The organism is Falsiroseomonas ponticola, from assembly GCF_016805305.1.
Taxonomy (GTDB): domain Bacteria; phylum Pseudomonadota; class Alphaproteobacteria; order Acetobacterales; family Acetobacteraceae; genus Falsiroseomonas; species Falsiroseomonas ponticola.
This window is the reverse complement of the sequence record NZ_JAERQN010000002.1, coordinates 304,605-320,201: the sequence shown is the minus strand read 5'-3', so window position 1 is coordinate 320,201 and position 15,597 is coordinate 304,605. Positions and strand designations below refer to the sequence as shown.

The 15,597-nt window shown below is 74.0% G+C and carries 11 protein-coding genes; 1 reads left to right on the top strand and 10 read right to left on the bottom strand.

The features are described 5' to 3' along the window. The first annotated feature begins 2 nt into the window (after positions 1 to 2). Entirely contained in the window at positions 3 to 650 is a 648-nt protein-coding gene (locus tag JJI54_RS09020; RefSeq protein ID WP_226381575.1) for a trimeric intracellular cation channel family protein, read from the top strand. A gap of 41 nt (positions 651 to 691) precedes the next feature. On the opposite strand, the gene JJI54_RS09015 is transcribed toward JJI54_RS09020, so the two are convergent. The 10 genes from JJI54_RS09015 to JJI54_RS08970 all read right to left on the bottom strand — a co-directional run bounded on the left by JJI54_RS09015 (position 692) and on the right by JJI54_RS08970 (position 15,581). Next, positions 692 to 3,538 (bottom strand): ATP-binding cassette domain-containing protein, encoded by a 2,847-nt coding sequence (locus JJI54_RS09015; protein ID WP_226381635.1) that lies wholly within the window; start codon positions 3,536 to 3,538, stop codon positions 692 to 694. A gap of 5 nt (positions 3,539 to 3,543) precedes the next feature. Continuing rightward, a complete protein-coding gene (locus JJI54_RS09010; protein WP_203072628.1) occupies positions 3,544 to 5,679 on the bottom strand; it encodes a cysteine peptidase family C39 domain-containing protein in 2,136 nt (711 codons plus the stop codon). A gap of 5 nt (positions 5,680 to 5,684) precedes the next feature. Next, positions 5,685 to 7,022, bottom strand: a complete 1,338-nt coding sequence (locus JJI54_RS09005; protein ID WP_203072627.1) for an NHLP bacteriocin system secretion protein — start codon at positions 7,020 to 7,022, stop codon at positions 5,685 to 5,687. Positions 7,023 to 7,103: 81 nt separating this feature from the next. Beyond that, entirely contained in the window at positions 7,104 to 8,216 is a 1,113-nt protein-coding gene (locus JJI54_RS09000) for a hypothetical protein (RefSeq protein WP_203072626.1), read from the bottom strand. Positions 8,217 to 8,398: 182 nt separating this feature from the next. Continuing rightward, positions 8,399 to 10,453 carry a PP2C family protein-serine/threonine phosphatase gene (locus tag JJI54_RS08995; RefSeq protein ID WP_203072625.1) on the bottom strand — a complete coding sequence of 685 codons (2,055 nt, stop codon included), beginning with the start codon at positions 10,451 to 10,453 and terminating at the stop codon, positions 8,399 to 8,401. Positions 10,454 to 10,457: 4 nt separating this feature from the next. Next, positions 10,458 to 11,441, bottom strand: coding sequence for an ABC transporter substrate-binding protein (locus JJI54_RS08990; protein ID WP_203072624.1), 984 nt, complete (start codon positions 11,439 to 11,441; stop codon positions 10,458 to 10,460). Continuing rightward, positions 11,438 to 13,477 carry an MFS transporter gene (locus tag JJI54_RS08985; RefSeq protein WP_203072623.1) on the bottom strand — a complete coding sequence of 680 codons (2,040 nt, stop codon included), beginning with the start codon at positions 13,475 to 13,477 and terminating at the stop codon, positions 11,438 to 11,440. Before JJI54_RS08985 ends, JJI54_RS08990 begins: the two co-directional genes overlap by 4 nt. Further along, positions 13,474 to 14,250 carry a hypothetical protein gene (locus tag JJI54_RS08980; RefSeq protein WP_203072622.1) on the bottom strand — a complete coding sequence of 259 codons (777 nt, stop codon included), beginning with the start codon at positions 14,248 to 14,250 and terminating at the stop codon, positions 13,474 to 13,476. Before JJI54_RS08980 ends, JJI54_RS08985 begins: the two co-directional genes overlap by 4 nt. After that, complete coding sequence (locus JJI54_RS08975) at positions 14,247 to 15,038, bottom strand: formyltransferase family protein (protein WP_203072621.1); 792 nt, start codon at positions 15,036 to 15,038, stop codon at positions 14,247 to 14,249. Before JJI54_RS08975 ends, JJI54_RS08980 begins: the two co-directional genes overlap by 4 nt. Positions 15,039 to 15,161: 123 nt before the next feature. After that, on the bottom strand, positions 15,162 to 15,581 hold the full coding sequence (locus tag JJI54_RS08970; protein ID WP_203072620.1) for a hypothetical protein: 420 nt from the start codon (positions 15,579 to 15,581) through the stop codon (positions 15,162 to 15,164). Positions 15,582 to 15,597: the final 16 nt, after the last annotated feature.

Genomic DNA, 15,597 nt, shown 5'->3' with positions numbered 1-15,597 from the left:
GCTTGGGCAGCTTCGACACGGCGCTGCGGGTCCTCGACCTGCTGGGCATCGCCGTCTTCGCCGCTTCCGGCGCGCTGGTCGCCAGCCGGAAGCAGATGGACATCGTGGGCTTCGTGCTGATCGGCGTCATCACCGGCTTCGGCGGCGGCACGGTGCGGGACCTGCTGCTGGGCCGCACGCCGATCTTCTGGCTGAAGGCGCCGGAGCTGCCGGCCATCGCGGCGGCCACCGCCATCCTGGTCTTCTTCTTCGCCCACCGGGTGGAAAGCCGCTTCAAGGCGCTGCTCTGGGCGGATGCGGTGGGCCTCGCCCTCTATGCCGTGCTGGGGGCGGAGATCGCGCTGATCGCCGGCGCCAACCCCTGGGCCGCCGTGCTGCTCGGCGCCGTCACGGCGACGGCGGGCGGCATCATCCGCGACGTGGTCTGCAACGAATTGCCGCTGATCCTGCGGAAGGAGATCTACATCACCGCCGCCATGGCCGCCGCCGCCGCCTATGTCACGCTGCGGCTGGCGCCGCTGCCGCGCGACGTGGCGCTGACGGCCGGCATCGCCATCGGCTTCGGGCTGCGCGGCGTGGCCCTGTGGCGCGGCTGGTCCCTGCCGCCCTTCCGGCCGCGCCCGGCGCGGGATTATCCGGACGCCCGCTGACCGCGCGCTTGGACTGACTCGCGGCCCCGGCCGCCTGGCGCCTACCCCGCCTCGATCACCCCCGCCTCGGCCAGCTCCGCGAAGGTGCCGGCATGGGCGACGCGCCCATCCTCGATCACCAGGATGCGGTCGGCGCCGCGGATCGTCTCCAGCCGGTGCGCGATGACGATCCGCGTGCAGGTCATGGCGGCCACGGTGCGCGTCGTCACCGCCTGGGTCGCGGGGTCCAGCGCGCTGGTCGCCTCGTCCAGCACCAGCACGTCCGGCCGGTTCACCAGCGCGCGGGCCAGCAGCAGCCGCTGCACCTGCCCGCCCGACAGCACCTGCGCCGCATCGGCGATCGGCGTGCGCAGGCCGAGCGGCATGGCCCGCACATCCTCCGCGATCGCGGCCCCTTCCAGCGCCTGCCAGATCTGCGCCTCGCTCGCGTCGCTGAAGCCGCGCAGCGTGTCGATCAGCGCGCCGGGCGGCAGCGTCGCCCCCTGCATCACCGTGCCGATCCGCCGCCGCAGCAGGCCGAGGTCGAGCGAGGCGAGGTCCTGCCCGTCATAGGCCACGGCGCCGAAATGCGGGCGCTCCAGCCCCAGCAGCAGCCGCACCAGCGTCGATTTGCCGCAGCCGGAGCGGCCGATGATGGCGACGCATTCGCCGGGCTCGATCTCCATCGACAGGCCGCGGAACACCGGCTGCTCCGCCCCTTCATAGGCGAAGGCGACGTTGGACAATTCGATGCGCCCGGACAGGCGCCCGGGGTCGATCCGCCCCGCCGTCGCTTCCGGCAGGGACTGCATCAGGGGCGCGGCGAAGTCCCGCATGGCGTGCACGGGGTGGAAGCCGATGAAGGCGGCGCCCAGCCCGGCCGCCGCGCCATGGGCGATCATGAAGGCCATCAGGAAGCCGACCACCGCCGGCTTGGCACCGGGATCGCCCGAGGCGAAGACCAGGAACAGCAGGCCGAGCGCGATGAAGGTCAGGCAGGCGGAAGCCGCGGCATGCCAGGTCTCCACATGCTCCTCCGCCAGCTTGCTGCCGCGCAGCGCCATGAAGCGTTCCGCCCAGCGCGCCAGCAGCCGCTGCTCGCCCCCGGCCAGGCGCAGCTTGGTGATGCCGCCCACCGCCTCGATCGCCAGCGCATCCGCCGCCCCGGTCTGCGCCAGCCGCGCCGCATGGGCGCGCGTCTTCAGGAACCCCGCGGTGATGGACAGGCCGAGCTGCGCCAGCACCAGCGGCAGCGCCACCACGGCGGCCAGCGGGATATAGGCGAAGAGCGCCGCCATGGCCGTGACCAGGGTCGCCACGCCGCCGATCACCGCCAGCCGGTAGGTCTTGCGCCCCAGCGGCACCGCCAGCGCGACGCCGAGGCGGGAGGCGAGTTCGGAGGGGTTGTGCCGCCGCAGCACCGGGATGGGCAGCCGCAGCAGCCGGTCCCACAGCGCGGCGTGCAGCGGCGCCTCCATGGCCGCCGTCATGCGGTGCTTGGCGATGTCGCCCGCCATCTGCACGACGAAATTCGCCAGCCCGACACAGGCCAGCGCGATGCCCAGCTCCACCAGCCCGAAGCGGTTGCCGCCGGGGATGAGGGAGCCGGTGGCGAAGGACATGGCCACCGGCATGCCGAGGCCGAGGAAGGCGCCGATGATGGCCGCGCCAAGCGCCAGCGCCTTGTCCGGCCCCTGCGGGGTGACGAAGTTCTGCAGCTGCGGCCAGGCCAGCGGCTGGTCGGGCAGCGGCTCGATCAGCGTCCAGGCGCGCGGCACCAGCGCGGCCGCCACGGCGGCCGTCACGGCGCGCGGCGCGGCGCCGGGCCGTTCCACCACATAGCCGCCGCCACGGCGCAGCAGCGCCACCGCCTCGCCCCCCTCCTCCTGCCCCAGCAGCGGGCCGAGGTCGCGCTTCCACCAATCCGCCGGCAGCGCCACCTGCCGCAGCCGCAGGCCGGAGGCACGCGCGATCTCCTCCATGGTCGGCGGCGTGTCGATGTCCTGTTCCCGCAGCCGCGTCGGCCGCGTGATGCGCGGGCGCAGCCCGGCCGCCTTGGCGACCGCCACCATGGCCAGGAACAGCGGCTCCGCCGCCGCATCGCCGGCCGCCTCGGCATCGGGCGGCGCCGGCGCGTGCAGCAGCGCGGCGGCGATGCCGGCGGTGCGGCCCTCGGCCTCCCGGTCCTGCCGCGCGCGCTGTTCCAGCCGCCCGCTCTCGTCGATCTCCGCCAGGCTGCGCAGCCCGGGCAGCATGGCGACGCAGGCATCGGTGAAGGCGGCGATGCCGGCCGCCGCCTCCTCCATCGCCTCCGGCGCCACCCCCGCGAAGACCGGCGCCTCGAAGGCCGAACCGGCGACGATCCAGCCCTGCGGCGGCAGCGGCATCAGGCCGGAGACGGGCTCCAGCCCCAGCAGCATGGCGCCCTGCGCCGGCAGCCGCAGCCAGGCGCCGCTGCCCCGCGTGGTGGCGGATTGCCGGTCCGCCAGCTGCAGCACGCGCCCCGGCCGCGCCACGCGGTCGATGTTGGAAGGCCGCCAGAGCCGCGCGCCGAGCCCCTGGGCCAGCATCCCGGCCCAGCCCTGCATCGCCTCCAGCACCGCCTCAGACCCGCCCAGCGCGGCGGGCTGCGGCAGGCGGCGCAGCATGGCGCCCGCGCCCGGCCGGATCACCAGGCATTCGATGTCGGGCGCATGGCCGACGACGAGGCTGCCGGCCTCCAGCCGCCCGACGAAGAGGTAGGGGCCGGGCGGCGCGACATCGTCCTCCAGCCCCGCCACGGCGGCGAAGAGGTCGGCCTCGCCCCCCTCCAGCACCCAGAAGGCGCCGGGTTCCGCCAGGCTGCGCGGCGGCTGCTGGAAGCGGCGATCCACCGGATCGAGCGGCAGGGTGGAGGTCAGCGTATCCATCACGATCAGGCCTCCTGCAGCATCAGCCGCGCGAAGGCGCCGCGGCGCGCCGCCAGTTCCCCGGGCGGACCCATCTCCACGATCCGGCCGCGCTCCATCACCACCACGCGGTCGCAGTCGCGCAGCGGCGCCAAGCGATGCGCGACGATCAGCATGGTGGCGCCGCGGCGGCGGAGGTTGGACAGCAGCTCCGCCTCCGTCTCGTCATCCAGCGCGGCCGTCGCCTCGTCGAAGACCAGGATGCGCGGGTCCTGCACCAGGGCGCGGGCGATCTCGATCCGCGCGCGCTGGCCGCCCGACAAGTTCAGCCCGCCGCCCGCCACCGGGAAGGCGTAGCCCTCTCGCCGGTCCAGGATGAAGTCGTGGATGACGGCGTCGCGCGCCGCGGCGTGCAGCCGTTCCTCCGACACCGTCGGGTCCCACATCGCGATGTTGTCGCGCACCGTGCCGGTGAACAGGAAGCCGTTCTGGTCCACCACCTGCACGCTCTGCCGCAGCACGGCGCGGGGGATGTCGCGGATCGGCCTGTCGTCCAGCAGCACCTGGCCCGACCAGGGCTCGTGCAGCCCCGCCGCCAGCAGCGCCAGCGTCGATTTGCCGGACCCCGAGGCGCCGACGATGCCGACGCGCTCGCCCGCCTCGATGGTCAGCGACACGCCGGTGATCAGCGGCGCCGCGCGGCGCGAATGCCCGAAGGTAACGTCGCGCAGCTCCACCTTGCCGGCCAGGCGCCGGATCAGCCGCGGCGCGGGCGGGGACTTCACGAATTCCTCCGCCAGCGGGTGGCGCAGCGTGTCGTCCAGCAGGCGGAGATTGGCGCCCGCTTCCTGCAGCCGGGGGCCGAGCTGCACCAGCCGCCCGACCGGCGCCAGGAAGGCGGATTGCAGGAACAGGAAGGCGACCAGCGCGCCGATCGACATCTGCCCGTCGATGATCAGCCCGCCGCCCACGCCGATGGCCGCCGCCGCCGCGATGGTGGTCACCAGCCCCGGCAGGTGCTTCAGCGCCGCGCGGCCCAGCATCAGGGATTGCCGCAGGTTCAGCGCCCTTGCGCGCCGCGCCGTCAGCCGGTCGAACAGCAGCGCCTCCGTCCCGCTGGCGCGATAGCTGTCGATCATGCGCAGCCCCTGCTTGGCCTCCGCCTCCTCCAGCCCCTGCTCGTTCAGCAGCCGCTGCTGGTCCTCCCGCAGCCGGGCGGAGAGCGCGAGCAGCGCGAGGCCGAGCGTCGCGGCGCCGAGCGCGGAGACCAGGCCGAGCCGCCAGTCGAATAGCACCAGCACCGCGAGGTAGGTGACCGCCATGACGAGGGCGAGCATGGTGCCGCCGATCTCCCGCGCCACCGTGCCGGCGACGCGGTCGTTCAGCATGACGCGGTCCGCGATCCCCGCCGCGCCGCGCTGCCCGTAGAAGGACAGCGGCAGCCGCAGCACGCGCTCCATGAACTCGATCCCGCCGCGCACCGCGACGCGGGTTTCGAGGTTGTGCTGCAGCGTCTTCTGCATCCAGGTGCAGAGCGCGGCGAAAAGCCCCGCGCCCATCACCACCAGCACGATGGGCCAGAGCCAGGCGATGACGCCCGCCGACATGATGCGGTCGAGGAAGACCTGCCGGAAGCTCGGCTGCAGCACGCCCGGCACCGCCAGCATCAGGCTGATCCCGATGGCGAGCCAGACCGCGGCGCTGCCGCCCTTCAGCCGGTCCGCCAGGCCGCGCAGCGCGCTCGGCGCGCTGCCGCCGCGTTCGAAGGCGGGGCCGGGCTTCATCATCAGCAGCACGCCGCTGAACTGGCGGCGCAATTCGCGGTCATCCACGCGGCGGCGGCCGCGCGCCGGGTCGTTGACGCACCACTGCCCGCCGCGCCGGCCTTCCAGCACCAGGAAATGGTCCATGCCCCAATGCAGGATGGCGGGGCAATCGGCCTGCTCCAGCGCCTCCGGCTCGCAGCGCACGGCGCGGACCTCGAAGCCCAGCTCCCGCGCCGCGGCCACGATGTGCTGCGCCTTGCTGCCATCGCGGGAGACGCCGCAGCGCGCGCGCAGATCCTCCAGCGTCAGCCACAACCCGTGATGCGCGGCGATGATGCCGAGCGCCGCGGCGCCGCATTCCGCCGCCTCCACCTGCAGGATGGTCGGCGTGCGCATCGGCGTCACCGCTGCGCCACGGTGGTGGTGGCGGCGGCGGGCGCGGCGGCTTCGCCGGGCACGCGCACATCCTCGCCCAGCCAGCGCTGCAGCGCGGGCAGGCCGAGCGCGATCATGCGCACCTGGCGCACCGTCGCCTGCATGGCGGTCGGCGTGCCGCCCTCGATCGAGAAGGCGGGGCCGCTGCCGCCGGACCAGACATGGCGGCCGCGCGCATCCTGCTCCAGCGCGATGTTCACCTCGAACAGCGTGCGCTGGTTGCGCTGGAATTCGGACACCAGCGCATCGTTCTGCAGCGTGCGCAGCATGCCCGCGCTGCTGGCCGGCGTATCCGCCACGCGCACCACGCGGCCGCGCAGGAAGCCGTATTCCTGCGACGGCGCCGTGGCCGGGGAGAGATCGACGGTCATGCCCGGCTGCAGCTTCTTGCCATCCTGCGCGCCGACATAGACCAGGCCGACCAGCGGGCCGGAACCCGCATCGCTGTCGCTGCGCACCAGCGTCAGCAGCGGCCCGCCGCGGCTGACCACCTGGCCGACATTCGCCTTCGTCTCCACCACGCGGCCATCGAAGGGCGACCGCACGGCGCCCATGCGCTGGATCCGCTCGCCGAGCGTCGTCACCTGGCGCTCCGCCGTCGCCACGCGCTGGTCGGCCGCCAGCAGGTCGCGCTCCCGCTGGGTCTGGCGCATCATCGCGTCCATCTCCAGCACGCGGCGCTCATTCTGCAGCGATTCGATCTGGTCGCGCACGCCGAACAGCTCGATCTGCGCGCCGATGGCGCGATCCCGCGTCGCGAGCGACCGGTCCGCGAGGTCCCGCACCACGCCTTCGCGTTCCGTCAGCAGGCGCAGGCGGTCCTGCGCGGCGCGCAGGCTGCGCGCCAACCCCTCGTCCCGCGCCGCGCGCCAGGCGCGGTCGGCGGCCTGCTCGCGGTCCTGGAAGCGGCGCATCTCGCTGCGCGCCGTCTCCGCATCCCGCAATTCGCCCTCCGCCGCCGCCAGCTGCAGGCGAAGCTCCGCCTGGTCCACCACGGCGACGACGCTGCCGGCCGTGACCAGGTCACCGGGCCGCGCGGTGAACTCCACCACCCGCCCCTCGGTGTCGGAGACGATGTCGGTGAGGCCGCCGGCCGAGAGCAGGATGCCCTGGCCGTTGATCTTCACCGGCACGTTCGTCACCGCGGACCAGCCGATCAGGCCGATGGTCAGCGCGCCCAGCACGCCCCAGAGGATGCGCAGCGGCGGCGGCACCACCTCCAGCGCATCGTCCACCGTGGTGACGGAGGTGGCGGAGGCGACGGCCTCCGCCCGGAACAGCGGGGTCTTGCCGGGGTTTTCCATGGGCGTGGTTCCGCGCGCGGGGTGCAGCGACAAGGCGATGGCGGACAGGGCGCGGCCGCGAAGGCCGCGCCCCGTCGCGGATCAGCGGAACAGGCGCCGGATCTTCCTGCCCACGCTCTTGGCCGTGCTCTTGGCCTTGTTCGCCGCATCCTGCGCGGCCTTGGCGGCATCGGCCGCGGCCTTCTCGGCCTGGGCACGCGCCTCGGCGGCCGCCCTCTCGGCCTGCGCCTTGGCTTCGGCCGCGGCCTTCTCGGCCTGCGCCTTGGCTTCCGCGGCCGCCTTGTCGGCGGCGACCTTGTCGGCCAGCGCCTTCGCTTCCGCCGCGGCCTTGATGGCGGCGTCGCCGGTCGCCATCGCGCCCTTCTCCGCGGCATCGGCCACGGCCTTGGTGTCCACGCTCACGCTCATGCCCGCATTCAGGCCGCCGATGCCCACCGCGGCCTCGCCGCCGATGCCGAGCGTGATCTTGCCCTTGTCCAGCGCCGCGGTGCCGTTCAGGCCCACGCCGGCGGAACCCAGATCGACATAGCCGGCGGAGGCGGTGCCGGAGGCTTCCTTGGTGCCGATGGTCGCTTCCGCGGTCACGGAGTAGTAGGCGCCGGCCATGACGCCCGCATCCGCCTTCACGCCGGTGACGCCATAGGCCAGCTGGCCCTCCACGCCCGCCTTCACGCCGGCCTCCACCGTCGTGCCCGTGGTGGCGGTGACGCCGGCGCCGAGCTTGTGCTCCGTCTCCACCGTCACGCTGACCGTGCCGCCGATGCCCGCGACACCGGAGACGGCGACGCCCGTCGCGCCCACCTGCGCCCCCACCATGACGCCGGAGGCGACTTCCGCCGTGACGGTGGTGGTGACGTTGCCCTCCGTCTTGCTGCCGCTGATGGTGGCGAAGGCACCCGCGCCGGCGGAGGCGCCGACACCGGTCATCGTCACCTCGTAGCTGCCGCCCGCGAAGGCGCCGGCCGCGCCATTCACCTGCACGCCGCCGATCTCGGTGGACACCGACTTCATGGTGCCGACGCCGGCGCTGCCCGACTTCACGACGGGCCCGGTGATGGCGACGCCGTATTCGACATCATCCTCCTGCCCGTCGCCGGCCTGGGTGCTCGACTGCACGGCGCCACTGCCACCGACGACGGCGGCCAGCATGTTGTCGTCCAGCTCCACGAAGGCGGGCTTGGTGACGGCATTCATTGATGCGGATTCCCTGTCAGGATGGAAGCGATGGGGGCACCCTGGCCGTCATGACCCCGGGCGTCCTGGCATGCACCGCATCCTGCGGGCATCCGGATGATACGGGGCCGCGGGTTGCGTGCCGGTTAAGCGCCGGCCATCCCCGCGCTACGCGCTACGCGCTACGCGCCCCGTGCGCCGCGCTACGCGCAGGCCAGCGCCGCCGTGGCGGGCGCCGCCGGCATCGCGGCGGCCGTGCCGCGCCAGTGCAGCGCCAGCATGGTGATGTCATCCGCCTGCGGCTCGGTATCCGCGAATTGCTCCACCTGCCGCGCCACCGCTTCCACCAGCTGCGCGGGCGCTTCCAGCGCGGGGTCGGCCACGATCGCGGCCAGGCGGTCATCGCCGAACAGGATGTCGCCCGGCGCCACCGCTTCCGTCACGCCATCGGTGAACATCAGCACCATGTCGCCGGCATCCAGCGTGACCTGCTGGTCCTCGAACGCCATGCCGTCCATGACGCCGAGTGCGATGCCGCGCGCCACCGGCAGCTCCGCCTCCCCCATCGCGCCGCGGCGGCGGGGCGGGTTGTGGCCGGCATTGGCGTAGGTCAGCAGCCCCGTGCGGCAATCCAGCACGGCGGCGAAGACGGTGGCGAACATCATCGTCGGGTTGTCGGTGGACAGCACGTCATTGGCCTGCGCCAGCGCCTCCGCCGGGCTCGCGCCGCGGCCGATGGCGGCGCGCAGCAGGCTGCGCGCCATGGCGATGAAGATGGCGGCATGCACGCCCTTGCCGGAGGCATCGCCGATCAGCAGCGCCAGGCGGTTCTTGTCCAGCATCACGAAGTCGCAGAAATCCCCGCCCACTTCCTTCGCCGGCACCATCGCGGCATGCAGGCGGAAATCGGGACGCTTCGGGAAGCTGGTGGGCACGGAGGACAGCTGCAGGCGCCGCGCGACATCCAGCTCCTCCCGCATCCGGTTGAGCTGGGTGCGTTCCTCCAGCGCCTGGCGCACCAGGGCCAGGTCGCGCGTCCGCTCCTCCAGCAGCGTCGCCATCGCCTGGTGCTGCTGCACCACATGGCCCGACAGCCGCGTGAAGGCGGGGCCGAGCGCGGCGCCCTCGCCCTCCAGCAGGCCCAGGATCTCCTGCCGCTCCGGCCCGTCCAGCACGGCGGTCAGGCGGGCGATCTCCTGCCCGATCAGCGCGCGTTCGCGCAGCGCCGACAGGCGGTTGCGCGTCTGCAGCCGGTCCAGCGCCAGGGTGTTGCTGCGCAGCGCCTCCAGCGCCGCCTGGATGGCGCCGACCTCGTCCCGCCGCGCGGCGATGGCGGCGGAGGCGAAGATGTCGCCCCCCGCCACCGCCTGCAGCGCGCGGGCGAGTTCGCTCAGCGGATCGATCGCGTCGCGGATGACGCGGTAGAGCAGCCCGCAGGTCACGGCGGCGGCCACCACCAGCAGCGCGCCCGCCAGCAGCAGCAGCAGCTGGCGGGATTGCGTCTCCGCCGTCGCATCCGCCAGCACCAGCACCTGGCCCACGCGCGCGCCGGCGGAATTGTCGAGCGCCGTGGCCTCCACGCGCACGATGCGCCCGCCGAGCGCGACGGACTGGCCTTCCCGCAGCGTGGCCGCGCCATCGCGCAGCGCCGGGCTGGTGGCGAAGACGGCATTGCCGCGCCGGTCCCGCAGCAGCAGCTCCGCCCCCATCTGCCGCGCCACGCGGTCCAGCGCCGCTTCCGCCGCCATGCTGGCCGAAAGCAGGTCACCATTGCCGCCGCGCAGGCTGACGACCAGCAGCATCGGCCCATCGGCCATCGCCTCGAACCGCGCGGAGATGGCGTCCCGCGGCAGGTCGCGCTGCAGGGCGGAAGCGCCGCTGGCCAGCGGGTCCGCCATGGCAGGCGCCGCCGCCAGCAGCTGGCCCTGCGGCCCCACCAGGTCGATCCGCGCGGCGGGGCCTTCCAGCCCCATCTCCGCCCGCAGCGCCGCCAGCCGCTGGCGCAGCGCGGATTCGTCATGCGCCGCGCGCGCCGCCAGCAGCGCCTCATCCGCCGCCGCCTGGCGGAGGGAGGACACCAGCGGCGCTGCGGCGCGCTCCACCGCGTCGTTCAGCGTGGCGGATTGCAGCCCGGCGCGCAGCGCCGCGGCACGATCCTCCCCATCGCGCAGCACCAGCCAGGCGGGCATGGCGACGGAAGCGGCGACCAGCGCCATGGCGAGGGCGAAGAGAAGCAGGATGCGGGATCGCAGCAGCATGGCTTCAGACCGTCTCCGCCACGCGCAGCAGGCCGACCGGCGGGTAGGACCGCAGGCGCCGCGCGCTGTCCATGCGGATCAGGAAGGACATGCGGGTCAGCGTCTCCACCGGGATCGTCTCCGCCGCCCGGCCGCCCCGCAGGATCTGCTCCGCCTTGTAGGCGGTGAAGGCGCCGACGCTGTAGTAGCGGCTGACCAGGCCGGCCAGCCCCTCGGCGAACTGCACGAAGCGCTCCGTCGCCGCGAAGGTCGGCAGCCCCTCCGCCAGCGCCGCCTGCGTCAGCACCGCGCGATGGTCGTTGAGGAAGGTGTCGGGCGGGATGTAGAGCCAATCCACCCCCGCCTCCCGCGCCGCCGCCACGCGGCCGGGGATGGAGGCAGGGTCGGGCCGCCGCGCGGCATCCAGCGCCACCGGCAGCTCCACCAGCCCGTCGCCCAGCAGCGCGCGCATCTGCGCGACGACGGAGAGCGAATTGCGCTCGTTCGGGTTGAAGATGGCGGCGACGCGCGTGAAGGCGCGGTAGCGCGCCATGGCGCGCATCTGCACCTCGACCGAGGCGATGTATTCCGTGCCCGTCACCGCCCGGCCCGGCGCTTCCGCGCTCTGCACCAGGCGGTTGCCGACGGGGTCGGTGACGATGTTGAACACCACCGGCACGCCGGTGATGTGCCGCGCCGGATCCGCGCCATCCCAGGGCCCCAGCGCCGCGATGGCGAGCGAGGTGCCCCAGACATAGACGAGGTCCGGCTTCGCCTCCCGGATCTCCGCCACGAAGGCGGGCAGGCGGCGGAGGTCCTGCGCCACGTCGCGCACCGTCAGCTCCACCGGGATGCGCCGGGCCGCGAAATGGTCCCGGAAGCCGTCGCAGGCTTCCTCCCAGCCGCGGAACAGCAGCATGGTGATGCGGTGGGGCCGCGCCTGCGCCAGCGCCGGCGCCGCCAGCAGCAGGGTGGAGCCGGCCAGCAGGCCGCGCCGTGCGATGCTCATGCGAAGGCCTCCCGCCTCGTCCGCCCCAGCAGCAGGGCCAGGGCATAGGCCAGCGCCGTGGCGGCGGAGACGACGCCCAGCACCATCATCGCCTGCTCCCCGCCGCCCAGCGCCAGCAGCGCCGCCGCGGCGGGCGGGCCGACCACGCTGCCCAGCCGCTCCGCCAGGCGCAGGAAGCTCATCATCGCGGCGGAGCTCGGGGCGCCCGGGCGCAGGCTCAGCGCCGGCACCATCGCCAGCATCGGCGCGGCGGCCAGGCCCTGGGCGAAGCCGGTGGCGACCACCGCCAGCGGCAGCGCCATCGGCGCCGGCAGCCACAGCGGCGCCAGCAGCCCCGCGCCGTTCAGCAGCCCCGCCACGACGATGATGCTGCCGCCGCGGCCGGACCGGTCCGCCAGCCAGGCGCCCAGCATGATGGCCGGCAGCATGCACAGCCCGTAGAGCATCACGTTGCGCCCGATCGCCGCCTGGCTCAGGCCAAGCTCCCGCAGCTCCAGCGGCGCCAGGAAGAAGACGAAGCCGCCCAGCAGCACCTTGGCCGGGATCGCCGCCAGCAGCACCAGCATCAGGAAGCGCGGCTCCGCGAAGGCGGCGCGGGCGGAATGCCACACGCCGCCGCGCTTCTCCGCCGCCGCGCCGCCTTCGGGCATGCAGCGCCAGGCCAGCACGGCGATCGCCAGCACCAGGATGGCGGCGGCCAGGAAGGTGAGGCGGAAGCCGACCCGGTCGGCCAGCACCGCGCCGATCGCGGTGCCGCAGACCGCGCCCGTCATCACCGCAGCGGTGAAGCCGCCCAGGCTGCGCGCCATGCGGCCCGTCGCGGCTTCCCGCGCCAGCTGCACCTGGCAGGCGATGGTGACGATGGCGTAGCCGCCGCCGCAGATGGCGCGCGCCACCGCGAGGGTGACGAGGTCCGGCGCCAGCGCCGCGCCGACATGGCCGATGCCCGCCGGGATCATGCCCAGCAGCAGCGCGTGCCGCGGCCCGTGCCGCGCCACCATCTCCCCGCCCCAGGGCGTCAGCAGCGCGACGGCCGCGACAAAGGTCACCAGCGGCAGCGCGGCACCCAGCATGCCCGCCTGGCCGCCCGCCAGCTCCATCGCGAAGATCGGGTTGAAGGAGGTCGAGAGCTGCTCGGCGAAGACGAAGAGGAACAGCGGCAGCCGCGCGGAAGCGGCGCCGCCGCCCAGGCCTTCCCGCACCGATTCCGCGCCGAAGCGCAGCCGGTCCCGCACGCCCTCCAGCACCGCCGCGGCGCGGCGGCCGGCGCCGCTTTCGCCCGCCAGCCAGCACAGCCGTTCCCAGCGGTCATTGGTGCGGCGCACCAGCACGTTGAAGTGGCGCGCGACGCGCCCGGCCTCCGCGCCGATGTCGCCCGGCGCGCGCACCGTCCAGTCCCCGCCCGCCAGCCGCGCCTGCAGCCGCAGCACCATGTCGATCGGCGCGGCGACGAGGCGGGAGAGGATGAAGCGCAGGAATTCCGCCGTGGCCAGCAGCACCACCAGCAGCACGATCAGCACGTCCCACCGCATGTCGTCCAGCGCGGTGTCGAGCCGCGCGCGCGCGATGCCGACATGCAGCCACCCCGCGACCTGCCCTTCCTCCACCAGCGGCTGCGCCGCGTCGTAGCTGCCGCCCTGCACGCGCATCAGCGCGCCGCGGCTGGGCGGCACCGTGCCCGCCGGCAGCCCCGCGAATTCCGCCGGCGCCTGCCCCGCCTGCGCGACCACGCGCCCCGCGCCGTCGGTCAGCAGCACATAGGCCAGGCCCTCCCGCGTCGCGAGCAGCCCGGCCAGGTATTCATCCAGGCCCGACAGCCCCGCGAAAGGCACGCCGAGGTCGAGCGCGCGCTGCACCGCCTGCGCGCCGATGCTGCCGACCACCGTCGCCTCCCGCTCCAGCTCCGGGCGCAGCTCCGTCTCGAAGCTGCGCAGCGCGGCGGAGGAGACGAAGCCGACGGCGAGCGTCAGCAGCAGCACCGCGACGGCGACGACGCTGCCGACCAGGCGGCGATCCGGGGTGACGGCCGGGGTCATGGCGTGGCGGGCTCCGTGCGGGCGGTCGTCTCGGGCAGGGATGCGGCGATGGCTTCCAGCTGGCGCTCGGCGGCGGAGAGCACGCCATCGGCCTCCGCGATCGCCTGCTGCAGGCCGGTGGCCAGCGGCTCCGGCGCCGCGCCGGGCTGCATCGCGGCTTCCACCGCCGCGAACCAGCGCCGCGCCTGGCGCGTCACCAGATGGATGCCGATGACGCCGAGCGGGATGGCGAAGGCGAGCGCGAGCAGCCCCGCCTGCACCATGCCGAGCAGCGCGGAGGTCAGGCGCTCATTCACCGCCTCCCGCCCGTAGCGCAGCAGCACGGCGCCTTCCAGCTGGCCGAAGCCGTTGATGATGGGCGCGCCGATCCCGTGGCGCGCGCCGTCATGGAAGCGCCAGGCCTGCGTCGCCGCGCGCGGGTCGAACAGCCCGCGCGGCATGGTGGTGCCGAGGTTCTGCCGGTCCGTGTCGAACAGCACGACGCCATCGGAATCCGCGATGGCGAGGCCGCCGATCAGCGGCTCCGCCGCCCGCGCGCGTTCCAGCAGCGCCTGCGCGCCCGGCACCCCGGCCAGGCGCACGCCGAGCGCGAGCGAGTTCTCCACCGTGGCGCCGAGCTCCACGGCCAGGATCTCCAGCACCTTCGCCTGCTGCGCCAGCAGCATGCGTTCGAACTTCAGGTAGTTCAGCCCCGCCGTCAGCCCGCAGCCCAGGAGCAGCATCGCCGCGATGACGCCGCCGAGCCGCGCGGCGAAGGAGGCGCCGCCCGTCATGCCGCGGCGCTCCATCGCACCGGCGCCGTCGCGCGCGGCGGGAAGGCCGCGGCCAGCGTCTCGGCGAAATCCTGCGCCGTCACGATGGGCACGGGCAGCGCCGCGAAATCCTCCGGCGCGGGGAAGCGGTAGTAGTGGCCGCCCACGGGCTGCGGCGTGCCCGCCGGCACGCCCCCGGCCGCGATGGTGGCCGCCGCTTCCGCCGCGATGGCGACGCCGCCGCGATACAGCGCCGCCGTATGCGCCATGAGGGAGCGGGAGGTGTCGAGCGGCACGCGCGCGATGCCGAGGATGGGCCCGGTGTCGATGCCGCGATCCACCATGTGCACGGTGCAGCCCAGCTCCCTCTCCCGCTTCAGGATCTGCCAGAAGGGGGCGAAGAGGCCGCGATACCCCGGCAGCGCGCCGGGATGGACGTTGATGATGCCGCGCGGCACCGCATCGATCACGCGCTGCGGGAAGATCAGCGAGAAGCGCGCCGAGATGACGAGGTCCGGCCGGAAATCGAGCAGCTGGCGCGCGCCGCCATCCGCCTTCAGGTCCAGCAGCGGCGTCCAGTGGTCGGGATGCGGCAGCACGTCGAAGCCGGTCTCCAGCGCCGCGAAGGTGTCGATCGCGACGTCGCGTTCCAGCAGCTTCATGATCTTCAGCGCGGGGACGGCATTCTCCGCATCCCGCGTCTTCACGCTGCAGAAGAATCGCAGGGTGGCGAAGGAAAGCCGTTCGGCCAGGATCCGGGCCGCGAGCAGGCCGTGGATGTCCTTCTTGACGCAGAGCGCGATACGCATGCCCGTCCCATGCCTTTCGCGGCGCGCGGGATTCTTCCCGCCGGCACCGCGCCATGTGTCCGGGCCTTCTGCCCCGAACCTAGATAAGCCGGGGCAGGTTGATGCGCGGTGAAGAGGGTAAGGCTAGCCGCAGACGCGGACGGCTTCCGGCCCCTCGAACCCCTCGAACTCCGCGAGGTGGTCCGCCGCCTCGATCCATTGCAGCAGGCCGGGTTCGGCGGTGATGCGGGCGGTGCCCTGGATGATGCGGGTCGAGGAAATGGCGCTCTGCCGGCGATAGCTCAGCGACAGGCCGTCATCCGCGATGGCCCAGTCCAGCACCGGCAGCGGCTTGCAGAAGAACAGCAGGCGGACGGAGATCACGCCGGTGCGGTTGCCCTCCAGCACCAGCCGCGCCTGGCCGTTATCCCCGTTCAGCTTCGCCGTGCGCCCCACCCATTCCGGGAAGGGCGGCACGCGCGGCCGCGCCCGCGCCGGCAGGGCCAGCAGCAGGGGCGCGGCGAGCGAGGTGGCGATGACGGTTCGGCGGGCAAGGGCAGGCATGGCTGGGATCGTGCGG